This window comes from Burkholderia seminalis (assembly GCF_001718535.1).
In the GTDB taxonomy this organism is placed as follows: Bacteria; Pseudomonadota; Gammaproteobacteria; order Burkholderiales; family Burkholderiaceae; genus Burkholderia; species Burkholderia seminalis.
This window is the reverse complement of the sequence record NZ_CP013400.1, coordinates 1,367,689-1,390,398: the sequence shown is the minus strand read 5'-3', so window position 1 is coordinate 1,390,398 and position 22,710 is coordinate 1,367,689. Positions and strand designations below refer to the sequence as shown.

The window sequence follows — 22,710 nt, the reverse complement described above, 5'->3', positions numbered from 1 at the left end:
AGAATAGGAAGGCAAAATCCGCAGTTCTGTTTTCCGGCGGAACAAGAAATTGGCTGTGGCGGACCTGCGCTTCCGATGTCATGCAGCGGTCGCAAAACGTGCGCCGGCTGCCACGGTTTTCGTGTCGGGTGCCCCGCCCATTGCCGCCCATTGCCGTCCATCGCCGTGCATCCGTGCGCGCCGGCCCCACGCCGCGCCACGGGGCCGTCTCAGCATAGTTTCCGATCCGTGCCGGCAAAGAACCGTGCTTTTTCTCTTCTTACCCTGCTCGTCGAGCGTGACCGACACCACGCGGCCACCCCCGCCAGGGCCGTCCCGACGCCGTGGCGGCGGTCAACCCGAACCACCACAAGGAGCCCCCACGATGAGTACGACCCCTTCCGCGGAAACGGTCTCGACGCCCGGCGAACGTGCCTGGGCGCTGTTTCGCGTGATGAAAGAGAAGAACCTGATCCCCAACGGCTATATCGAAGGCCTGACCGAGCTGATGTCCACGACCTGGGATCCGGCCAACGGCGCGCGCATCGTCGCGCGTGCGTGGGTCGACCCGGCGTTTCGCGAACTGCTGCTGAAGGACGGCACGGCCGCATGCGCGCAATTCGGCTACACCGGCCCGCAGGGCGAATACATCGTCGCGCTCGAAGACACGCCCACGCTGAAGAACGTGATCGTCTGCAGCCTGTGCTCATGCACGAACTGGCCGGTCCTCGGGCTGCCGCCCGAGTGGTACAAGGGCTTCGAATATCGTGCGCGACTCGTCCGCGAGGGCCGCACGGTGCTGCGCGAACTCGGCACCGACCTGCCCGACGACGTCGTCGTGAAGGTCTGGGATACGACCGCCGAGACCCGCTATCTCGTGCTGCCCGTGCGGCCGGCCGGCAGCGAGCAGATGAGCGAGGAACAACTGCGCACGCTCGTCACGAAGGACGTGCTGATCGGCGTGGCGCTGCCGCGCGCGCACTGACTCGCCCCCCGTTTCGCTTTCGTCCTTCATCTCGGAGATCACATATGGACGGCTTTCACGACCTCGGCGGCTTCCAGGGTTTCGGCCCGGTGCCGCATACGATCAACAGTCTGGGCTACAAGCCGGTCTTCAAGGAAGACTGGGAACATCTCGCGTACAGCCTGATGTTCGTCGGCGTGGACCAACTGAAAAAATTCAGCGTCGACGAGGTACGTCACGCGGTCGAACGCATCGATGTACGCCAGCATGTCGGCACGCGCTACTACGAGCGCTACGTGATCGCGACGGCGACATTGCTCGTCGAAACCGGCGTGCTCACGCAGGATGAACTCGACCGCGCGCTCGGTTCGCATTTCCGGCTCGCGAACCCGCCGACATCCGGCGGCCGCGCGGCTCCGCCCGACTCGACGCGGTTCGAGGTCGGCGAGCGTGTCGTCGTTCGCGACGAATACGTCAGCGGACACATCCGCGCGCCGGGCTACGTTCGCGGCAAGGAAGGCGTCGTGCTGCACCGGACGACCGAATCGTGGCCCTTCCCGGACGCGATCGGCCACGGCGACACCGGCGCCGCGCATCAGCCGACCTACCATGTCGAGTTCCGCGTGAAGGATCTGTGGGGCGACGCCGCCGACGACGGCTACGTCGTGGTCGACCTGTTCGAAGGCTACCTGGATCGCGCGTCCGGGCCGAGCGCATGACGACGCCGGGGACGCCAGGCGCGCCGGCCGCCCCCGGCCCGAGGATTCCGGTCACCGTGCTGTCCGGCTTCCTCGGCGCCGGGAAAACGACGTTGCTGAACCACATCCTGCGCAATCGCGCAGGACTGAAGGTCGCCGTGATCGTCAACGACATGAGCGAAGTGAACATCGACGCCGACGACGTGCGGCGCAACGTCGAGCTGCATCGAGGCGAGGACGAACTGGTCGAGATGAGCAACGGCTGCATCTGCTGCACGCTGCGCGCCGACCTGCTCGAGCAGATCAGCACGCTCGCGCGGCAGCGCCGCTTCGATTATCTGCTGATCGAATCGACCGGCATCTCGGAGCCGATGCCGGTCGCGGAGACGTTTGCGTTTCTCGATCGGGACGGTTTCAGCCTGAGCGAGCTGGCACGGCTGGACACGCTCGTCACGGTGGTCGACGGCGAGACGTTCGAGGACATGATCGCGTCGGCCGAACCGGTCGCGCACGACGCGGCGCTCGCGAACGACGGCCATTCCGGCCCGCCGCGCAAGCTGTCGGACCTGCTGCTCGAGCAAGTCGAATACGCGAACGTGATCCTCGTGAGCCGTCTCGACCGGATCGGCCATGCGGGTTTCGACCGGCTGCGCGCGATGCTTGCGTCGCTGAATCCGGCTGCGCGAATCCTGCCGATGCAGCACGGCAAGGTCGATCCGTCGGACGTGCTGGATACCCGGCGCTTCGATCTGCCGGCGCTGGTCGAATCGCCGGGATGGATGCAGCGCATGCAGATCGACGAACGCCCGTCGGAATCGGATGCGTACGGGATCGCGTCGTGGACCTATCGCGAACGTGCGCCGTTTCATCCGGCGCGCCTGCTCGCCTGGCTGCGTCGTCCGTGGGACAACGGCCGGCTGCTGCGCTGCAAGGGTTATGTCTGGGCTGCGCACCGGTATACCGACATCGCCATGCTGGTGCAGACGGGCGGCGCGTTCCAGTGGGGTTACGTCGGGCGATGGTGGCGATTCATCCCGCAGTCGGACTGGCCGCACGACGACTATCGCCGCGACGGCGTGCTGAAGAAATGGGAGGAGCCGGCAGGGGATTGTCGGCAGGAAATCGTGTTCATCGGGCAGTCGGTCGATCACGACCGGTTGCGTCGCGAACTCGATGCGTGCCTGCTGACGGTCGAGGAAATCGACGCGGGCCCGGAGTCATGGCGGCGCCTTCCGGAAGCTGACGCGTTCGACGCGCTCGCGGCGGCCTCCCGTCCGTGACGTGAGACGCGATGCCTTCGGTTGCAACGCCTGCGTCCAACGACTTTCGAGCGCCGGTGAGCGCTGTACCCGGTTCGGCGTTACCCGAATCCCGGCAGCGCCGCCGAGGGCAGTTTTCTTCAATACCGGCACGCGCGGCTTCTTTAGTCTCGATGCGACTTTGACATTCGCATGGAGGCAATCAATGAGCATGCTGGTTTCGATGGCCGCGTTCGCGCTGGCGTCCTCGATCACGCCCGGTCCCGTCAACATCGTCGCGCTCAGCGCGGGCGCGCGCCACGGTCTCGGCGCAAGCCTGCGGTATGCGGCCGGCGCGACGCTCGGCTTCGTCGCGCTGTTCCTGCTGATCGGCCTCGGGCTGCACGCCGCGCTCGCGCGCTGGCCGATGCTGACGACGGCCACGCAGTGGTCGGGAATCGCGTTCCTGCTCTACCTGGCGCTGCGGCTCGCGCTCGACGACGGCCGGCTGTCGGCCGACCCGGACGTGGCCGGCCCGTCGGCGGCGGCCGGCGCCGCGATGCAGTGGCTCAATCCGAAGGCATGGCTCGCGTGCGTGGCCGCGATGGGCGCGTACGCGGCCGATGGCGACCGTGCACAGGTCTGGCAATTCGCCGCGCTGTATCTGGTGATCTGCTTCGCGTCGATCGCCTGCTGGGCGTACGCGGGCGCGTCGCTGCGGCACCGGCTCGCGAACGCGCGGCGCATGCGCGTGTTCAACCGGTTGATGGCGCTGCTGCTCGCGGGCAGCGCGCTGTTCCTGCTCGACGTGTAGCCGCGCCGCCGGTCAGCGCATCGCGCTGCGGTACTGTCCGGGCGTCGCGGCCGCGATGCGCCGGAACGCGCGCTGGAAATGGGCCTGGTCGGCAAAACCGGCGTCGAGCGCGACTTCGGCGATCGGCCGGCCGCGGCGCAGCTCGGTACGGCCGTACTGGACACGGCGATCGATCAGGAACGCGTGCGGCGTCATCCCGTAGCGCGCGTTGAACGCGCGGATCAGGTACGACGGCGACAGGTCGGCGGCCGCGCAGATCGCATCGAGCGTCACGCCCTCGCGGCAATGTGCCGCGATGTAGTCGGCCGCGCGCGCGAGCTTGGCGTTGTCGTCGCCCGGCCGCGGGTCGGGCGGCTCGCGATCGAGCGCGCCGTGCAGTTGCGTGAAGAATTCGACCGCCGCGCTTTCCTTGCCGAGCGGATCGACGGCAGGCGCCACGAGCGTGCGATAGAAACCGCCAAATTGCGCGAACAGGTCGCGCCGCTCCGTCAACTTCGGCGAAAACCCGCAAAAGTCGCCATTCGGATCACGGCCCAGCGCATGCTGCAGCCGCGTGAGCCACGGCACGTCGACATAGACCATCCGGTACGCCCACGCGTCGGGGCCGTACGGGTTGCACGCATGCACCTGTTCCGGATCGATGATGACGAGCACGCCGCGCCCGACGTGCGCGTGCGTCGCGCCGTTCACGTAGGTACTCGTGCCGCCGACGATCGCGCCCACCGAAAACGTGTCGTGCGTATGTTTCGCGTAACAGATCTCGCGGCCGTCGTCGACGGTGCGCGCTTCGATGAACGGCAGCGCCGCATCGCGCCAGAACGGCGACGGATCGATGGATCGGTTGGCGGTACGGCTCACGCGGCGGGCTCCCGGTTCGGACGGCGAACGCTCACCGTACAAGACTGTGCGGCGCCGCGCAACCGGATCCGTCGGCTTCAGCGCGGGATCGCGCGGTTTCGCCTAAGCTTTGAGTTCCGGCCGCCGCGGCACACGCGGCGGTTCCCGTTCACTCCTCTCCCGTCACGCTCATGCACATCGATCTGAAAGGCAAGACCGCGGTCGTCACCGCTTCCACCGCCGGCATCGGGCTCGCGATCGCCGAAGGGCTCGCGCGCGCCGGTGCGCGCGTCGTCGTCAACGGCCGCAGCGACGCGTCGGTGCAATCGGCGCTCGCGCAACTGCGCGCGGCAGTGCCCGGCGCAAGCTTCGAGGGCGTCGCCGCCGACCTGTCCGACGCAGCCGGCGTCGCGCGCATCACGCAGCACACGCCCGAGGCCGACATCCTCGTCAACAATGCGGGCATCTACGGCCTGAAGGCGTTCTTCGAGATCGACGACGCCGAGTGGGAACATTACTTCCAGATGAACGTGATGTCCGGCGTGCGGCTCGCACGGCATTACCTGAAGGGGATGATCGAACGCAATGCCGGGCGCGTCGTGTTCATTTCGTCGGAATCGGGCCTGAACATCCCGGTCGACATGATTCATTACGGGTTCACGAAAACCGCGCAACTGTCGATCGCGCGCGGCCTCGCGAAGCTCGCCGCCGGCACCAGCGTCACCGTCAATTCGGTGCTGCCGGGGCCGACGATGTCGGACGGCGTGCGCGCGATGCTGAAGGAAACGGCCGACGCATCCGGCCGCAGCGTCGACGACGTGGCCGTGGAGTTCGTGCGCAATCACCGCTCGAGCTCGATCATCCAGCGGCCCGCGACGCCCGAGGAAGTCGCGAACCTGGTGGTCTACGTGTGCTCGCCGCAGGCTTCGGCGACGACCGGCGCCGCGCTGCGTGTCGATGGCGGCGTGGTCGATACGATTGCGTAACGGCCGGCGCCCGCGGGCCGCCGCGCACTAGCGCGAAGCGGCCTTGCCCGGCTGGAGCGCGCCCTTGCGATCGGCGTCCATGCAGGTGTCGAAGCCGTACTGCGTGACGACGCCGGCCTTGTCGAACACGACGAAGTACGTCCGGTGATCGTTGCCGTGCTCGATGAAGTAGTTGTAGCAGACGCCGCTGCCGTTGCGGACCATCCAGACGCTGCGCGGGTTGCCGGCCGCGCGGACGACATCGGCGCGCGTCGCGCCGTGCCGCGACGCGGCCCGCGCGAGCGGCGTGCGCGAATACGAGAACGGCAGCCACGCGTCGAACCAGGCGCAACCGTGCAACATCAGGCAGCCTGCGGCCAGAGACAGCATCGCTGCGGGACGGGACATCGGAATCAATCGCATGCTTGGGGAAAATCTGCTGCGCCATGCCGGCGTGATCGAAAGCCCCATGCTACTCGACCTTTGGGTCCGGATCGAAAAGAAATGTAGAGATCTTTATACAAATCCCTGCAGGTCATGCCCGCGCGCAAGCCCGGTCGTTGCGGCCCGCGCATGCTTGTACGCGCATCGAACCCGCCGCGCCGATGCATCAAATCGGCACAACGTCGCGCATCGTCACGCGATCCACTCGGCCCACAGCATCGTCAGCACCGTCATCAGCGCGGGGCCGACGAACAGCCCGATCAGGCCGAACGTCTCGGCGCCGCCGAGGATGCCGAACAGCACCAGCAGGAACGGCAGCCGCGTCGAGCCGCCGATCAGCACCGGCCGCACGAAATGCTCGGCGACGAACACGACGACGAAACCGAGCACGGCCACCACGACGGCCCACACCGTCGCACCCTGCACGAACAACCAGAGCGCCGCGCCGCAGAACACGATCGGCGCGCAGAACGGCAGCATCGCGGCAATCGCCGTGACGAGGCCGAGCAGCGCCGCGTGCGGGACGCCGGCCAACGCATACGCGATGCCGAGCAGCGCACCCTCGCCGAGCCCGACGACGACGAGCCCCGTCACGGTGCCGTACACGGCCTTGACCATCCGGTCGATCAGTTCCGCGCCGTTGTGCCCGAACGCGCGCCGCGCGCCCTGCAGCAATGCGCCCGACAGCTTGTGGCCCGCGCGCAGGATCACGAACAGCGTGACGAGCATGAAGCCGAATTCGAGCAGCACATGCGCGACCTTCGTGCCGAACTGCCGCCCGTACGCGAGGAATTTCTCGCTGCTGACGCCGTGCATCGCGCTGGCCGCATGCAGCGGATGGCCGAGATTGGCCTGCCACCATTCGGTGATCTGCGCCGAGCCGTAAGGCAGCCGGCTGACGACGTCCGGCAACGGAATGCCGCTGTCCTGGACCGACTTCAACCACTCGCGCAGGTCGTGCGCCTGCCCGATCGCCTGGATGGTCGCGACCGCGACCGGCAGCACGACGAGCAACGAGATCGCGGCCGTGATGACGGTCGCGATCAGCGTCGGCCGGTCACGGAACAGCCGATGCGATTCGAAGCGTTTGAGCAGCGGCCACATCGCGATGGCGATCACGCAGGCCCATGCGATGGCGGGAATGAAGTCGCGGATGATCCACAGCGCGAGCACCAGCAGCGCCGCATACAGCACGACGCGGGCAATCTGCTGCGCGCGCGGCCGTGCGGCGGAATCGGGAGACGACGGGACATGTGCGCCCATGGCACCTCTGTCGAAATGAAAAATGGCGGTTCGCGCAGGCAACCGGCCTGCATGAACCGCCATTCTATCCATCGGCGCCGGATCGGCGACGCGCAATATGCGCGCGCCGTGTCGTGAAGGCGGCTCAGGCCGCCTTGTCGGCGATCCGGTAACGCTCGAGCCAGTGCGCGTACGGCGCGGGCAGCGTCCACGACGGACGCTCGACGCCGAGCTGCTTGGCCGCGTAGTACGGCCAGTGCGGATCGGCCAGATGCGCGCGGCCGACCATCACGAGATCGAGCTGCGCGTCGGCCACCACGCGGTTCGCCAGTTGCGGCGTGTCGATCCCCCATGCGGACGACACCGGCAGCCCGGCCTCGCGGCGCACGCGCTCGGCGATCGGCGCGAGGAACGCCGGGCCCCATGGAATCTGCGCGGCGGGTGTCGAGAAGCCGACCGACACGCTCAGCATGTCGAGCCCTTCCCGCTTCATCCGCTGCGTGAGCGCGATCGACTCGGCGAGCGTCTCTTCGTCACGGCCGTCGTATTCGATCACGCCAAGGCGCGCGGTCAACGGCAGGTGCTCGGGCCAGACCTTGCGCACGGCCGCGAGCGTGTCGACGAGGAAGCGGCCGCGATTCTCCGCCGAGCCGCCATATTCGTCGGTACGGTGGTTCGAATGCACCGAGAAGAAGCTCTGGCCCAGGTAACCGTGCGCGAAGTGCAGTTCGAGCCACTCGAAGCCGAGATCGCGCGCACGCTTCGCCGATGCGACGAAATCGGCCTGCACGCGGGCGATATCGTCGTGCGTCATTTCACGCGGCACTTTCGGCAGGTGCGCGCCGAACGGCACGGCCGACGGTGCGATGGTCTGCCAGCCGCGCGGATCGCCGTCGGCGATATGGTCGTCGCCTTCCCACGGACGGTTCGCGCTCGCCTTGCGGCCCGCATGCGCGATCTGGATGCCGGGTACCGAGCCGGCCGCCTTGATCGCCGCGACGGACGGCGCGAACGCTTCGGCCTGCGCATCGTTCCACAGCCCCGCGCAGCCCGGCGTGATGCGCCCTTCCGGCGACACGGCCGTCGCCTCCGCGATCACGAGACCCGCGCCGCCGCGCGCGATGCCGGCCAGATGCACGTGATGCCAGTCGTTGACGACGCCGTCTTCGGCGACGTACTGGCACATCGGCGGCACCGCGATACGGTTGCGCAGCGTGACATCCTTGAGTTTGAACGGTTCGAACAGGGCAGACATCCACGACTCCTTTGCTTGGTTCTGCAAAACGACAGGGAACGCGCCGCGCGATGCGCACGGCGGAACGATACGGGCCGTCGGCGGGCCGGCCGTGCCCGGCGACGAAACGGGAACGGCGCCGGACCGGCCGGCGCCATGCGGTCAGCGGCGGCCGAGCTTGGCGAGCAATGCCTCGGCAGCGGGCGCCGACGACGCGGGGTTCTGCCCCGTGATCAGCAGCCCGTCGGTGACGACGTGCGGCGCCCAGTCGGCGCTGCGCTCGAATTCCGCGCCGTTGGTCTTCAGCATGTCCTCGACGAGGAACGGCACGACTTCCGTCAGTTCGACGGCGGCTTCCTCGCTGTTGGTGAAACCCGTCGCGCGCTTGCCGCGCACCACCGATTCGCCGGTCTGCGGGTTCTTCACGTGGCGCAACACGCCCGGCGCGTGGCAGACGGCCGCGACCGGCTTGCCGGCGGCGAGCGCGCGCTCGATCAGGCCGATCGAATGCAGATCCTCGGCGAGATCCCACAGCGGGCCGTGGCCGCCCGGGTAGAACACGGCGTCGTAGTCGTCCACCGACACGTCGGTCAGCTTGTGCGTCGACGCGAGCTGCGCCTTGGCTGCCGCATCGGCGTCGAAGCGGCGCGTGGCGTCGGTCTGCGCGGACGGATCGCTGCTTTTCGGGTCGAGCGGCGGTTGGCCGCCCTTCGGCGATGCGAGCGTCAGTTCGACGCCCGCATCCTTGAACGCGTAGTACGGCGCGGCCAGTTCCTCGAGCCAGAAGCCGGTCTTCTTGCCGGTGTCGCCGAGCGTGTCGTGCGAGGTCAGGACAACCAGAATCTTCATGATCGGACACTCCTTCGAAAATGAACGGGGGAACAGGGCCGCGCAACCGGCGATGGCCGGTCGGCGCGGTACGCCTGTCGGTTAGTCAGCGCTGGCGCGTCATCGTGCGATCGATCGCGCCGAATACCACGCCTCTATTAGACCAGTCGTCTAGAAATGGGCCAAATAAAACGACGGCGTCTCGCCGCATGGACAGCATCGCAGCACGAAATGGCATTTTCGCGTCCGTGTCGTCCACGCCCCGAATACGTCGTCGCATTCATGAGGACGGATGATAGGCCGGATTAGACCGGTCGTCTAGAAAAACGGGTATTCGCCCCTGCCGCCGTCATGGCCTTTCCATCACGCCCGATGCCGGACCCGGCCCGGCAACGCGCGCGGGGCCGATCACGCCCCGCACCGTTCCCGCGCCGGCTAGCCGCGCAGCGGGCCGTCGGTGTCGCCGGTCTCGATGACCGGCGCCTCGAGCCGATGCTCGTGCACGCCGTCGCCCAGCAGCCGCAGCATGAGTTCCGCCAGCGCGCGCCCCGACGCATGCCCGGTCGGCTGCACGACGGCCGTCACGCGATACGGATGCGTGATGTCCGGCGGCACGCCGTCATAGACGATCAGCGACATGTCCGCGCCCAGGCGCAACCCGCTGTCCGCGAGCACACGGAACGCGCCGCCGCCCGCGATGTTGTTGTCGACGAGCAGCGCCGTCGGCCGCTCGTCTCGCGCGAGCAATGCCCGCATGGCCTGCCACCCGCCATCGTGCGTGAACGGGCACTCGACGAGCAGCGCCGGATCGGGTTCGATGCCCGCTTCGCGCAACGCCGACAGAAAACCGGCGCGCCGCTGTGCGGCGAAATTCAGCACCAGCGGCGCGCTGATCATCGCGATGCGCCGATGCCCGAAGGCGATCAGCCTGCGCACCGCATCGCGCGCGCCGGCCTCGTTGTCGAAATCGAACCACGCGTACGGTTCGGTCGCCTGCGTGCGGCCGTACGCGACGTACGGAAACGCGCTCGATTGCAGGTACGCGATGCGCGGATCGTCGACGAGCGTGCGCGCGACGATCAGCCCGTCGACCAGTTTGCCGTCGACGATCCGCCGATAGGTCTCCAGCTCCGCGTTCGGTCGCGCGGACGCGATGATGAAATCGAGATTGCGCTCGGCGAGCCGCTCGGTCACGCCCGCGACAACCTCGCCGAAACGCGGATCGCCAAGATCGCCCGCACCGAACGGATAAACGATTCCGATCATGTCCGCTCGACCGGTCGCCAGCCGGCGCGCGGTCGGATCGGCCACGTAGCCCATTTCCCGCGCCGCCCGCGCGACGCGTTCGCGGGTTGCCTCGCTGACGTCGTCGTAACCGTTCAACGCGCGGCTGACCGTCGTGCGCGACAGCCCGAGCGCATCCGATAGCGCCTTCAGATTCACCTTCACCGTCGTTCCTCGCCCTTCATGCGCCGCACGGCATGCCGATTGGCGGCAATTGTTTCCTGTCGGTAGTGATTACCGTCAAATAATTATCTTTTGACGTCCAAACCGGTTTGAAATAGCATCCAAACCGGTTTGGACATCGATGCCCACTCAGCCGTTCACTTTCACCTTCCCAGGAAACGACGACGAGATGACATACTTTCCCTTTTTCCGCCCGGCGACGACCCGGCGTTTGCTGCTCGCTGGCGGCGCACTCGCCGCCTTCGCGTCCGTCGCGCACGCGCAGTCCGGCGGCACGGGCGCGCCCATGCCCACGCCTCACTCCCAGCAAGCCTACGACCCCGAAGGCAACTTCACGATGCGCTGGACGCGCGCGGACATCCGCCAGATCGTCGCGCAATCGCACACCGCCGGCGCCGACCGGAACTCGCTGCCGCAAGCGCTGACGATGCCGGACATCCCGCAGGATTTCCCGCTGATCAACTCGAACGTGTGGGTGTGGGACACCTGGCCGCTGGCCGACCTGCGCACCAACCAGCTCAGCTACAAGGGCTGGGAGGTGATCTTTTCGCTCACCGCCGATCCGCACGCGGGCTACACGTTCGACGACCGTCACGTCCATGCGCGCATCGGCTTCTTCTACCGCCGCGCGGGCATCCCCGCGTCGCAGCGCCCCGCGAACGGCGGCTGGACCTGGGGCGGCCACCTGTTCCCGGACGGCGCGAGCGCCAGGGTGTTCGGCACCGCGCCGATGACCAACAACGCCGAATGGTCGGGCTCGGCTCGCCTCACGCACGGCGACAACGTCAGCCTCTACTACACCGCGACGTCGTTCAACCGCTCGGCGCCCGGCGGCGCCGACATCACGCCGCCGCAGGCGATCATCACGCGCACCGACGGCCACATCCATGCCGACGACAAGCACGTGTGGTTCAGCGGCTTCGACGATCACAAGGCGCTGCTGGAGCCGGACGGCAAGTACTACCAGACCGGCCAGCAGAACACCTACTTCTCGTTCCGCGATCCGTTCGTGTTCACCGACCCCGCGCATCCGGGCAGGACCTACATGGTCTTCGAAGGCAACACGGGCGGCCCGCGCGGCGCACGCACCTGTACCGACGCCGACCTGGGCTACGCGGCGAACGATCCGTACAAGGAGGATCTCAACGCGGTGATGAATTCGGGCGCAGTGTATCAAAAGGCCAATGTCGGCCTCGCGATCGCCACGAACCCGCAACTGACCGAGTGGAAGTTCCTGCCGCCGATCCTGTCGGCGAACTGCGTCGACGACCAGACCGAGCGGCCGCAGATCTACCTGAAGGACGGCAAGTACTACCTGTTCACGATCAGCCACCGCACGACGATGGCGGCCGGCGTCGACGGCCCGGACGGCGTGTACGGCTTCGTCGGCAACGGGATCCGCAGCGACTTCCTGCCGCTGAACGGCGGCAGCGGGCTCGTGCTCGGCAACCCGACCGATTTCTCCGCGCCGGCCGGCGCGCCGTATTCGCAGGATCCGAACCAGAACCCGCGCGAATTCCAGTCGTATTCGCACTACGTGATGCCGGGCGGGCTCGTCGAGTCGTTCATCGATGCGATCGGCCCGCGCCGCGGCGGCACGCTCGCGCCGACGGTGAAAGTGCGCATCAACGGCACGTCGACGGCGGTCGACCGCGCCTACGGAAGCGGCGGGCTCGGCGGCTACGGCGACATCCCCGCGAACCTGCCTGCAACCGGGGCCGGCCACAACGACGGCAGCAGCCAGGTCAATTAGGATAACCAACTATAAAGAAAGCCGGTAAAGCCCGGGGTCGAGGAGGCGCATATCGCGCGTGTCGCGTGTGCGCCTCCCTTTTTTTTCGAACACACGCGCGTGCCGCCGTCGAACGCGGCATGCGCCCCTTGCCCGCTTCGCCCGACGAAGCACGGTACCGCGCATGAATTCGACGTCTTTCCGCCTTACCTTCCGGATCGCCCGGTTGCTGCTCGCCTGCCTGGCGTGCTCGCAGGTCGCCGCCGCCCCGTGCGACGCACCGGCCGGCCAGGGCACGCCGCAATGGCGGCCCGCGCTTCACTACACGCCGCAGCGCAACTGGATGAACGATCCGAACGGGCTCGTCTACGACAACGGTCGTTATCACCTGTTCTATCAATACAATCCGCTCGGCAACGACTGGGGCAACATGTCGTGGGGCCATGCGACGAGCACCGATCTCGTCCACTGGCGCGAAGAGCCGGTCGCGATGCGCGCGAACGCATCGGAGGAAATCTTCTCCGGCTCGATCGTCGCCGACACGCTGAACACGTCCGGTCTCGGCAAACCGGGCCGCACGCCGCTCGTCGCGCTGTATACGAGCGTCTACAAGCCCGGCTCGGGTCACGCACCGGGCGTCCAGGCCCAGTCGCTCGCGTACAGCCTCGACCAGGGCACGACCTGGCAGCCGTATGCGCACAACCCGGTGCTCACGCTCGATCCGGAATCGAAGGAATTTCGCGACCCGAAAGTGTCGTGGTATGCGCCGGGCGGCTACTGGCTGATGACGACGGTCGTCGCCGACGCGCACGTCGTGAAGCTCTATCGCTCCGACGACCTGATCCACTGGAATTTCCTGAGCGACTTCACGCGGCCGGGCGTGCCGCACGACGGCGCGCTGTGGGAAATGCCGGACCTCGTGCCGCTGCCGCTCGACGACGATCCGCAACGCATCAGGTGGGTCATGATCGTCAACGTCAACCCGTGGTCGATCGCGGGCGGTTCCGGGGCGATGTATTTCGTCGGCGATTTCGACGGCCGCACGTTCGTGCCCGACCACATTGCGCCCGCCGGCTCCGATCCCGCGCAATTCCGCTGGGTCGATCACGGCGCGGACTTCTACGCGGCCGGCACGTTCTCGGGCGCGCCCGGCGCGCGGCCCGTCGCGATCGCGTGGATGAGCAACTGGGATTACGCGGCGAAAGCGCCGACTGCGCCGTGGCGCGGCGCGACCACCCTGCCGCGCGAACTGTCGCTGAAGACGATCGACGGCGAACCGACGCTCTTCGTCACGCCGGCGGCCGCATTCGATGCGTGGGCGGACAGCCGGCCCGTCGTGCACGCAGGCGACCTCACGGTCGACTCCGCGACGCGCGTGCTGCCGGCCGCGACGCGCGGCGTGGTCCAGCGCATCACGGTGACGATGGCGCCGCGGCAAGCGGCGCGCGCCGGCCTGATCGTCCGGGGTTCCGCCGACGGGTCGACCGGCACCCGGATCGTCTACGACACGGCGAAACGCACGCTGACGCTCGACCGTTCCCGCTCGGGCGAAACGCATTTCGCCGACAAGTTCAGCCGCGAGCACATCGTGGACCTGCCGCTCGAGCGCGGCCAAGTGCGGCTCGAGATCGTCGTCGATCGCGGCTCGGTCGAAGTGTTCGCGAACGGCGGCCGCGTGGCGCTGACCGACCTGGTCTTTCCGCCGCTCGATGCGGACCGCGTCGCCGTGTTCGCCGAGCACGGCCGCGCGACATTCTCCGGGCTCACGGTGACGCAGCTCGAAGCCGGCGCCTGCGCCGCCCGCTAGGCGCGGTTCGCCTGCTCCGTCCCGCGCGTGGCGGGGCCGTCCGCCCGGGCGCCGCGGCGCCCGGCGAACGGCCTTCGTCGGTGTCGCGGATCAGAGCAGGCCCATCCCGCCCGACGCGATGATTTCCGCGCCGACGATGAACGCCGATTCCGCCGCGCTCAGGTGCAGCACCGTCGACGCGATTTCTTCCGGCGTACCGAAACGACCGACCGGGACGAGGCCCTTGATCTTGTCGGCCGTCTCGTCGAGCGTCGCCGCATCGAGCCCGAGCTTGCCGTACAGCGGCGTCTGCACCGGTCCCGGGCTGACGACGTTCACGCGCACGCCGTGCGGCAACAGTTCCGTCGACAGCGTCTTCGCGAACGAATTGACGGCCGCCTTGCTCGCCGCGTACACCGACGAGCCGGGCATCCCGATGTGCGCGTTGATCGAACCGTTGATCACGATCGACGCGCCGCGGTTCAGCAGCGGCACCAGCGACTGGATCTGGAAATACGCGCCCTTCACGTTGGTGTTGAACACGAGGTCCCACATGGCCTCGTCGCTGTCGGCGAACGGCGCGAGCTTCGCGACGCCCGCGTTGATGAACACGGCGTCGAGCCGGGCGCCCGCCGTCGCGATCGCGTCGGCCAGCGCGCGCGCCGACGCGACGCTGCCGGCCTCGTTGCGGATCGCCAGCGCGCCTTCGCCGAGCGATTGCCGGGCGGCTTCCAGCGTCTGGGCGTCGCGCCCGGTGATGATGACCCGCGCGCCTTCGGCCGCGAATGCCTTGGCGGCCGCCAGGCCGATGCCGCTGTTGCCGCCCGTGACGAGGACCGTTTTTCCTTCGAAGCGTTGCATGATGTTCTCCTGTGAACCGGTGAGTTGACCGTGAACACAGGATGCGCCCGGCGCGCGCCCTTGCCGTACGACGGGCGCGACGAACATGTTCGAAAACATCGAACATGTTTGGGCGGCCGCTTCAGCCGACGACGTCGATCCCGTCGAGCAGCCGCTGCGCGAGGCGCGGCTCGCGCAGTTGCTCGAGCCACCATTGCAGCGCGCGGCCGTCGCGTTCGCCATGCCACGCCACGTAAAGCAGGTTCGGCTCGCGCGGATCGGCCGTCTGTTTCTCGACCAGTTCGCCGCGCGCAAGCAGCGACGTGACACGCCGGCGCGGCACCCAGCCGATCCCGAGCGCGTCGCGCTGCGCGAGGATCTTCGCGCGCATCGACGGCACCGCGAGCACGGGCTGGCCGCCGAGCAGCCCGTACGCACGGCCGGCCGCGCGCCGCGACGAATCGGCGACGACGACCGCGCGATGTGCGCCGATCGCGTCGCGCGTCAGCACGCCGCCCGCGGCGGCCAGCGGATGGCGCGGCGACACCGCGAACACCCATTCCATCGCGCCGAGCTCGAACCATTTGAAGCCGGGAATCGCCGGCGGCTCGTTGGTCGCGCCGACCACCAGGTCCGCGCGGCCGTCGCGCAACGCTTCCCAGGTACCGCCGAGCACTTCGTGCGTGAAGCGCAGCGACACGCCGGAATCGAGCGCGTCGAACGCGCGGACGACCGGCAGCAGCGTGTCGAACTCCAGCACCTCGTCGCTGACGATCCACAGCCGGTCCTCCCAGCCGCTCGCGATCTGCCGGACGCGCTGCGTGAGCCGCGCGACGTCCAGCGCCAGCCGTGCCGCCTCGTCGGCCAGCACCTGTCCGGCCGGCGTGAGCTGCAGCCGGTAGCCGCGCCGGTCGAACAGCAGCGCGTCGAACCGCGTTTCGAGCTGGCGCGCCGCGTGCGACACCGTCGACGGCGCCTTGCCGAGCCGCGCGGCCGCTCGCGACAGGCTGCCGGTGGCACGGATCGCGTCGAGCAGCGCCAGTTCGTCTTCGGACAGCATGAGGTCGCTCCAGGGGTAAGGGTGTCGTGGATCGTAAGGCAGCGGCGGCCTGCGGTCCAATCGCGCGATGCGGGCGGCGCTCGCGCCGGCACGCTGCCGATCCGTCGGCCGACTTCCGGTATCCTGATCGGCATTGAATCGTCACGATCGAGGTAACCACCGCGATGGACATCGCGATCCGCATCGAAGGCCGTCACGACCTGACGGGGCAGATCTTCCGGCAGCTGCGCACGGCGATCGTCGACGGGCGCCTCGAAGGCGGCGCGCGGCTGCCGTCGACGCGCGATCTCGCGAAACAGCTCGGCGTGTCGCGCAAGACGACGCTCGACGCGTTCGAGCGCCTCGTCGCCGAGGGCTACCTGACTACGCGCGCGGGCGACGGCACGTTCGTCGCGGACGGCCTCGCGCGCGTGCCGCACGCGGCGGCGATGCCGGCGCCGTCGATCGTCGACGCCACGCCGCGTGTCGATGCGGTCGACGCCCGCGCGCTGTGGAACGACCTGCCCGACGCGCTCGCGATGCCCGCGCCGCAGGATGCGCCGGGCTTCGACTTCCGCGGCGGCGTGACCGACAAGACGCTGTTCCCGTTCGACGCATGGCGGCGCTGCCTGCATCACGCGCTGCGCCAGCAGGCGCGCGGCCGCGGCCAGTATCACGACCCGGCCGGCGACCCGCAGCTGCGCGGCGCGATCGCGCGCTACGTCGCGTTCAGCCGCGCGGTCGCGTGCGGCTGGGACGACGTGCTCGTCACGCACGGCGCGCAACAGGCGCTCGACCTGCTCGCGCGTGTCGTCGTGCGGCCTGGCGACGTGGTCGCGGTCGAGGATCCCGGTTATCCGCCCGCGCGCGCCGCGTTCGCATCGCTCGGCGCGACCGTGATCGGCGTACCGGTCGACGCGCACGGCCTCGTCACCGGCCGCCTGCCCGACGAAGCCCGGCTCGTCTACGTGACGCCGTCGCACCAGTTCCCGCTCGGGATGCCGATGACGCTGGAACGGCGCATCGCGCTGCTCGAATGGGCGCAGCGCCGCCGCGCGGTGATCATCGAGGACGACTACGACGGCGAATTCCGCTTCGAGGGCCGGCCGGTCGAATCGCTGAAGAGCCTCGACCGCACGGGCCTCGTCGCGTACGTCGGCACGTTCTCGAAGACGATCTTTCCCGAACTGCGGATCGGCTACGCGATTCCGCCGCGCGCGCTGCGCGGCGCGCTGGCCAAGGCGAAGCAGATCGTCGACTGGCACACCTGCACGCTGACGCAGGCGGCGCTCGCGCGCTTCATGCTCGAAGGCGATTTCGCCCGGCACCTGAAGCGCGTGCAGAAGCACTACGACGCGCGACGCAAGATGCTGATCGCGCATCTGCGCGGCGAACTCGCGCCGTGGTTCGACGCGATCGTGCCGACCGCCGGCATCCACCTCGCCGCGCACCTGAAGCCGGGCCTCGACGAAGCGGCACTGGTCCGCGCGGCGCGTGCGCAGGACATCGGCCTGTACGGAATCTCGGCGTTTCACGTCGGCGTGCCGGTGCGCGCGGGGCTGCTGTTCGGCTATGGCGGGATCGACGCGCTGCGCATCGACACGGCGCTCGCGAAACTGGCCGGGCTGCTCGGCGCGGGCGGGGCCGGCGGACCATCACTGGTTACCTGAATTTCCACGAAATTGGCTATTCAAGCAGGCCAGTCGGTTTCGTAAAGTGGGTCCTGTCGCGCCGCCCCGGCGCCACCCACCGAAAAGGACCTGCCATGCAACCGCGCCTGAACTTCTATACCGCCAGCCCGAACGCCATCAAGGTGATGCGCAACGCCGAGGACTTCATCGCGAAGAGCTCGATCGAGAAGCCGCTCGCCGAACTCGTCCGCCTGCGCGCGTCGCAGATCAACGGCTGTGCATTCTGTGTCGACATGCACACGACCGACGCGCGCAAGGGCGGCGAAACCGACCGCCGTCTCGCGACCGTCGTCGTGTGGCGCGAAACGCCGTTCTTCACCGAGCGCGAACGCGCGGCGCTGGAATGGACCGAGGCGCTGACGCTGGTGGCCGACAACCACGTGCCGGACGCCGTCTGGGAAGCCGTCAAGCCGCACTTCACCGACGAGGAACTGTTCGACCTGTCGATGCTGATCGCGACGATCAACACGTGGAACCGCTTCGCGATCGCGTTCCGCAAGATGCCCGAGTAAGGAACCGGCAATGACCCGCTCCCCGCTCCATCGCACCGTTCTGGGCGCCGCGCTCGCGCTCGGCGCCGCGCTGCCGGCCGCCGCCTTCGCGCACGATGCCGGCGACAGCGTTCATGCGATCATGCAGCAGGCCGTGCCCGAAGCGCCCGGCAAGCGCGTCGTCGTCGCGACCGTCGACTATGCGCCCGGCCAGGCGTCCGCCCCACACCGGCACCTCGGCTCGGTGTTTGCCGTCGTGTCGAAAGGCGAAGTGCTGTCGCAGGTGAACGACGGCCCGCTGCGCCGCTACCGCGCCGGCGAGGGCTGGTACGAGGCACCCGGCTCGCGCCACCCGGTGTCGCGCAACGCAAGCGCGACCGAGCCCGCGCAGCTCGTCGTGTTCGGCCTGACCGGCGAGCACGAACCGCTGAAGTCGCCGATCGATCGGTAACCCCTTGGCGGGGCGCGTGCGCTACCGCTGGCGCGCGCCCGCTCGCCCTTTTCCCCGTTAACTGCTCCCTACATGCCACCGGCGGCGCACTGCGTGCCGCGACGTGGCGCCCCGCGCGTCCGTGGCCGGATTCGACGCACGCCTGATCGAGATCAAGGGCGGCGAAAACCCTTCCTTGAAATTAACTAACTCATCAATTAGCGTCGATTTCATGAACGCGAAAGCCACCGTCGCCAGGCCGCGCGGGCGCCGCCCGTCGGTGGACGATTTCGACCTGCGCGGCCATATGCTCGACGTCGCGATCGCGTTGTTCGCCGAGCGCGGCATCGCCGCGACGACGGTCGCGCAGATCGCGGCGGCCGCCGGCGTCACGTCGGCGATGGTCCACTACTACTTCACGAACCGCGAACAGTTGCTCGACGCGATCGTCGAGGAGCGGCTCGCGCAGGTCATCGCGTTCGTGTGGCGGCCGACCGAACCGCGGATCGAGAACGATCCGTTCGCGCTCGTCGCCGAACTCGTCGACCGCTTCTTCGACGTCACGCACCGCATGCCGTGGCTGCCGTCGATCTGGCTGCGCGAGATCGTCCACGAAGGCGGGTTGCTGCGCGAGCGGATGGTCCGGCGCATCCCGCTCGACCATATCGGCGGCTTCGCCGAACGCATTCGCGCCGCGCAGCAGGCCGGCACGCTGAACCCGGCGCTCGAACCGGCGTTCCTGTTCCACTCGATCATCGCGCTCGTGATGCTGCCGCTCGCCACCGCGAAGCTGTGGCACAGCGCGCGCGGCCTGCCGCCGATCGACCGCGACACGTTGCACCGGCACGTGCGCGCGCTGCTCGGCTCGGGCATGCAGCCGCCCGCGGCCGCGCCGCGCGCACGCGGCCCGTCGCCGCGGAGGCCGTCGTGAACGCGCCCCGCTCGCGCCTGCCGGCGCTGGCCGCCGCGATCGCGCTGCTCGCCGGCTGCGAACGCTCGACGGGTAGCGGCACGACCTACCAGGGTTATGTCGAAGGCGAATTCGTGTACCTGTCGTCGTCGCAGTCGGGCACGCTCACGCAACTGGCGGTCGAGCGGGGTCAGGCCGTCGCCGCCGGCACGCCGGCGTTCTCGCTCGAAGCCGTCAGCGAAACGGCCGCGCTGCGCCAGGCGCAGCATCAGCTCGAGGCCGCACGCGCGCAGCTTGCCGACCTGCAGACCGGCAAGCGTCCGCCGGAAATCGCCGTCACGCAGGCGCAGCTCGCGCAGGCCAGCGCACAAGCTGCGCGGGCCGCCGCGCAACTCGCGCGCGACGAACGCCAGTACGCGGCCGGCGGCCTGTCGAAGCAGCAACTCGACGATTCGCGCACGGCCGCGCAGACGACGGCCGCGCAGATGCGCGAGCTGCAAAAGCAGGTCGACGTCGCGCGCCTGCCGGGCCGCGCGCAACAGGTCGCCGCGCAAGCCGCACAGGTCGACGCCGCGCAGGCGGCCGTGGCCGAAGCACAATGGAAGCTCGACCAGAAGCGCGTTGCCGCGCCGGGCGCCGGACGCGTGTACGACACGCTGTACCGCGTCGGCGAATGGGTGCAGACCGGCAACCCGGTCGTGCAGATGTTGCCGCCGCAGAACCTGAAGGTGCGCTTCTTCGTGCCGGAAGCGGCCATCGCCTCGCTCGCGCCGGGGCACACGGTCGCGATCCATTGCGACGGCTGCGCGGCCGACGTGCCCGCGCGCATCACCTATGTGTCGAGCGAGGCCGAATACACGCCGCCCGTGATCTACAGCAACGAGAGCCGCACCAAGCTCGTGTTCATGATCGAGGCGCGCCCCGCCGCCGCCGATGCGCCGAAGCTGCATCCGGGCCAGCCCGTCGCCGTGAGCGTGCGATGAACGCGCCGCCCGCCCCGTACGCGATCGACGTCGACCGGTTGAACAAGCGGTTCGGCGACAAGCACGTCGTGAAGGACGTGTCGCTGCGCGTCGCGCGCGGCGAGATCTTCGGTTTTCTCGGACCGAACGGCAGCGGCAAGACGACGTCGATCCGGATGATGTGCGGATTGCTCACGCCGGATGCGGGCAGCGGAACCTGCCTCGGCTACGACATCGTGCGCGACAGCGCGCAGATCAAGCGGCGCGTCGGCTACATGACGCAGCGCTTCTCCTACTGGGAAGACCTGTCGATCCGCGAGAACCTCGACTTCGTCGCCCGCGTGTACGGGATGCGCGACCGCAAGGCGGCCGTCGCGCGCGCGCTCGACGGGCTCGGCCTCGCGAGCCGCGCCGACCAGCTCACGGGCGCGCTGTCGGGCGGCTGGAAGCAGCGCCTCGCGCTGGCCGCGTGCATGCTGCACGAGCCCGAGCTGCTGCTGCTCGACGAGCCGACCGCCGGCGTCGACCCGGCCGCGCGCCGCGATTTCTGGGAGGAGCTGCACCGGCTCGCCGCGCGCGGGATCTCGGTGCTCGTCAGCACGCACTACATGGACGAGGCCGAGCGCTGCCACAAGCTCGCGTACATCGCGTACGGCGAACTGCTCGCGCAGGGCACGTCGGCCGAGATCGTCGCATCGCAAGGGCTTGCGACCCGCGCGATCGCCGGCGAGCACCTGACCGAATTGTCCGCGCGGCTGCGCACGATGCCGGGCGTCGACCAGACGGTCGTGTTCGGCTCGGCGCTGCACGTGAGCGGCCGCGACCGCGCGCGGCTCGACGCGACGCTCGAACAGGTCGCCCGCGATACGCCGCTGCAGGTCGTGCCGATCGACACCGGGCTCGAGGACGTGTTCATCTACATGATGGGCCGCGCATCCGCGCCGCCCGGCCGGGTGTCGCCATGAACGCGTGGGCGGGCCTGCGTGAATCGTTCTCGGTCGCGCGCTGGTGGAGCATCGTGCTGAAGGAGTTCCTGCAGCTGCGCCGCGATCGCGTGACCTTCGCGATGATCGTCGGCGTGCCGATCATCCAGCTCGCGCTGTTCGGCTTCGCGATCAACACCGATCCGAAGCACCTGCCGACCGCCGTGATCGTCGCCGACGGCAGCCCGTTCGCGCGCAGCTTCATCGCCGCGATGCGCAATTCCGCGTACTTCGACATCGTCGACACCTTGCCCGACGAGGCGGCCGGCCGCCGTGCGCTCGCACGCGGCGACGTGCAGTTCGTGCTGAGCGTGCCGGCCGATTTCTCGCGGCGGCTGCTGCGCGGCGAGCGCCCGGCGCTGCTGGTCGAGGCGGACGCGACCGACCCCGTCGCCACGGCGTCGGCGATCGGCGCGCTGCCGGGCCTCGTGCAACCGGTCGCCAACAAGGACCTGACGGGGCCGCTCGCGCACCTGAACGGCCGCCCGGCCGCGTTCGACGTCGTGCTGCACCGGCTGTACAACCCGGAAGGCATCACGCAGTACAACGTCGTGCCGGGCCTGATGGGCGTGATCCTGACGATGACGATGGTGATGATGACGGGTCTCGCGATCACGCGCGAACGCGAGCGCGGCACGATGGAGAACCTGCTCGCGACGCCCGTGCGGCCGCTCGAGGTGATGACGGGCAAGATCGTCCCGTACGTGCTGATCGGGCTGATCCAGGTGTCGATCATCGTCGCCGCGTCGCGCTTCGTGTTCGACGTGCCGTTCGTCGGCGGCGTGTTCGCGCTGTACCTGTCGGCACTGCTGTTCATCGCCGCGAACCTGACGGTCGGCATCACGCTGTCGTCGCTCGCGCAGAACCAGTTGCAGGCGATGCAGCTCGCGGTGTTCTACTTCCTGCCGAACATCCTGCTGTCGGGTTTCATGTTCCCGTTCGCCGGCATGCCGAAGTGGGCGCAGGTCATCGGCAACCTGCTGCCGCTCACCTACTTCAACCGCCTCGTGCGCGGCATCCTGCTGAAAGGCAACGGCTGGGCCGACCTGTGGCCGTCCGTGTGGCCGGTCGCGCTGTTCACCGTCGTCGTGATGGGCGTCGCGCTGCGCTTCTACCGGCGCACGCTCGATTAGGCC

General features: G+C 68.7%; 22 protein-coding genes. 14 read left to right on the top strand and 8 right to left on the bottom strand.

Translation table 11 applies throughout. From position 1 onward, the window contains the following. Positions 1-364: 364 nt before the first annotated feature. From nthA to WJ12_RS26910, 4 genes are all read left to right on the top strand, one after another. Positions 365-964, top strand: coding sequence for a nitrile hydratase subunit alpha (nthA, locus tag WJ12_RS26925; protein WP_059556480.1), 600 nt, complete (start codon positions 365-367; stop codon positions 962-964). A 44-nt stretch (positions 965-1,008) separates the two neighbouring features. Beyond that, a complete protein-coding gene (gene nthB / locus WJ12_RS26920) occupies positions 1,009-1,662 on the top strand; it encodes a nitrile hydratase subunit beta (RefSeq protein ID WP_034191488.1) in 654 nt (217 codons plus the stop codon). Next, entirely contained in the window at positions 1,659-2,921 is a 1,263-nt protein-coding gene (locus tag WJ12_RS26915; RefSeq protein WP_059556479.1) for a GTP-binding protein, read from the top strand. Before nthB ends, WJ12_RS26915 begins: the two co-directional genes overlap by 4 nt. Positions 2,922-3,105: 184 nt before the next feature. Then, the gene (locus WJ12_RS26910) at positions 3,106-3,693 is read left to right on the top strand and encodes a LysE family translocator (RefSeq protein ID WP_049031615.1); all 588 of its coding nucleotides are present in this window, start codon (positions 3,106-3,108) and stop codon (positions 3,691-3,693) included. A gap of 12 nt (positions 3,694-3,705) precedes the next feature. Here the strand turns inward: WJ12_RS26910 and WJ12_RS26905 are convergent, their stop codons facing one another. Next, positions 3,706-4,551: a helix-turn-helix domain-containing protein gene (locus tag WJ12_RS26905; RefSeq protein WP_059556478.1), complete on the bottom strand. Its 846-nt coding sequence runs from the start codon at positions 4,549-4,551 to the stop codon at positions 3,706-3,708. Positions 4,552-4,721: 170 nt separating this feature from the next. On the opposite strand from WJ12_RS26905, the gene WJ12_RS26900 reads away from it, so the two are divergent. Continuing rightward, positions 4,722-5,516, top strand: coding sequence for an SDR family NAD(P)-dependent oxidoreductase (locus WJ12_RS26900; RefSeq protein WP_049029691.1), 795 nt, complete (start codon positions 4,722-4,724; stop codon positions 5,514-5,516). Between the two features lie 27 nt (positions 5,517-5,543). Here the strand turns inward: WJ12_RS26900 and WJ12_RS26895 are convergent, their stop codons facing one another. From WJ12_RS26895 to WJ12_RS26875, 5 genes are all read right to left on the bottom strand, one after another. Further along, positions 5,544-5,918, bottom strand: coding sequence for a hypothetical protein (locus tag WJ12_RS26895; RefSeq protein WP_034191495.1), 375 nt, complete (start codon positions 5,916-5,918; stop codon positions 5,544-5,546). A gap of 213 nt (positions 5,919-6,131) precedes the next feature. Beyond that, a complete protein-coding gene (locus WJ12_RS26890; protein WP_034191496.1) occupies positions 6,132-7,202 on the bottom strand; it encodes an AI-2E family transporter in 1,071 nt (356 codons plus the stop codon). Between the two features lie 124 nt (positions 7,203-7,326). Further along, the gene (locus WJ12_RS26885) at positions 7,327-8,436 is read right to left on the bottom strand and encodes an NADH:flavin oxidoreductase/NADH oxidase (protein ID WP_034191497.1); all 1,110 of its coding nucleotides are present in this window, start codon (positions 8,434-8,436) and stop codon (positions 7,327-7,329) included. 141 nt (positions 8,437-8,577) lie between these two features. Further along, positions 8,578-9,264, bottom strand: coding sequence for a type 1 glutamine amidotransferase domain-containing protein (locus WJ12_RS26880; RefSeq protein ID WP_059556477.1), 687 nt, complete (start codon positions 9,262-9,264; stop codon positions 8,578-8,580). Positions 9,265-9,678: 414 nt separating this feature from the next. Beyond that, a complete protein-coding gene (locus tag WJ12_RS26875; RefSeq protein ID WP_059556476.1) occupies positions 9,679-10,692 on the bottom strand; it encodes a substrate-binding domain-containing protein in 1,014 nt (337 codons plus the stop codon). A 187-nt stretch (positions 10,693-10,879) separates the two neighbouring features. Between WJ12_RS26875 and WJ12_RS26870 the strand changes: the two genes are divergently transcribed. Together WJ12_RS26870 and WJ12_RS26865 are read left to right on the top strand one after the other, a co-directional pair. Further along, positions 10,880-12,463 carry a glycoside hydrolase family 68 protein gene (locus tag WJ12_RS26870; protein WP_069245931.1) on the top strand — a complete coding sequence of 528 codons (1,584 nt, stop codon included), beginning with the start codon at positions 10,880-10,882 and terminating at the stop codon, positions 12,461-12,463. 163 nt (positions 12,464-12,626) lie between these two features. Further along, positions 12,627-14,249 carry a glycoside hydrolase family 32 protein gene (locus WJ12_RS26865; protein ID WP_059556474.1) on the top strand — a complete coding sequence of 541 codons (1,623 nt, stop codon included), beginning with the start codon at positions 12,627-12,629 and terminating at the stop codon, positions 14,247-14,249. Between the two features lie 90 nt (positions 14,250-14,339). Here the strand turns inward: WJ12_RS26865 and WJ12_RS26860 are convergent, their stop codons facing one another. Further along, entirely contained in the window at positions 14,340-15,089 is a 750-nt protein-coding gene (locus WJ12_RS26860) for an SDR family oxidoreductase (RefSeq protein WP_059556704.1), read from the bottom strand. 121 nt (positions 15,090-15,210) lie between these two features. Continuing rightward, complete coding sequence (locus WJ12_RS26855; protein WP_059556473.1) at positions 15,211-16,128, bottom strand: LysR family transcriptional regulator; 918 nt, start codon at positions 16,126-16,128, stop codon at positions 15,211-15,213. 164 nt (positions 16,129-16,292) lie between these two features. Between WJ12_RS26855 and pdxR the strand changes: the two genes are divergently transcribed. The 7 genes from pdxR (at position 16,293) to WJ12_RS26820 (ending at position 22,707) form a co-directional block, all read left to right on the top strand. Next, complete coding sequence (gene pdxR, locus WJ12_RS26850) at positions 16,293-17,777, top strand: MocR-like pyridoxine biosynthesis transcription factor PdxR (protein ID WP_059556472.1); 1,485 nt, start codon at positions 16,293-16,295, stop codon at positions 17,775-17,777. Positions 17,778-17,872: 95 nt separating this feature from the next. Further along, the gene (locus WJ12_RS26845; protein WP_049032701.1) at positions 17,873-18,310 is read left to right on the top strand and encodes a carboxymuconolactone decarboxylase family protein; all 438 of its coding nucleotides are present in this window, start codon (positions 17,873-17,875) and stop codon (positions 18,308-18,310) included. A gap of 10 nt (positions 18,311-18,320) precedes the next feature. Beyond that, positions 18,321-18,740: a cupin domain-containing protein gene (locus WJ12_RS26840; RefSeq protein ID WP_059556471.1), complete on the top strand. Its 420-nt coding sequence runs from the start codon at positions 18,321-18,323 to the stop codon at positions 18,738-18,740. A 211-nt stretch (positions 18,741-18,951) separates the two neighbouring features. Continuing rightward, positions 18,952-19,650, top strand: a complete 699-nt coding sequence (locus WJ12_RS26835) for a TetR/AcrR family transcriptional regulator (protein WP_034191506.1) — start codon at positions 18,952-18,954, stop codon at positions 19,648-19,650. Continuing rightward, positions 19,647-20,612, top strand: a complete 966-nt coding sequence (locus tag WJ12_RS26830; RefSeq protein WP_156444723.1) for an HlyD family secretion protein — start codon at positions 19,647-19,649, stop codon at positions 20,610-20,612. Before WJ12_RS26835 ends, WJ12_RS26830 begins: the two co-directional genes overlap by 4 nt. Continuing rightward, the gene (locus WJ12_RS26825) at positions 20,609-21,556 is read left to right on the top strand and encodes an ABC transporter ATP-binding protein (protein ID WP_034191508.1); all 948 of its coding nucleotides are present in this window, start codon (positions 20,609-20,611) and stop codon (positions 21,554-21,556) included. The genes WJ12_RS26830 and WJ12_RS26825 overlap by 4 nt, the downstream gene beginning before the upstream one ends. After that, positions 21,553-22,707, top strand: a complete 1,155-nt coding sequence (locus tag WJ12_RS26820; RefSeq protein WP_059556470.1) for an ABC transporter permease — start codon at positions 21,553-21,555, stop codon at positions 22,705-22,707. Before WJ12_RS26825 ends, WJ12_RS26820 begins: the two co-directional genes overlap by 4 nt. The last annotated feature ends 3 nt before the right edge of the window (positions 22,708-22,710 follow it).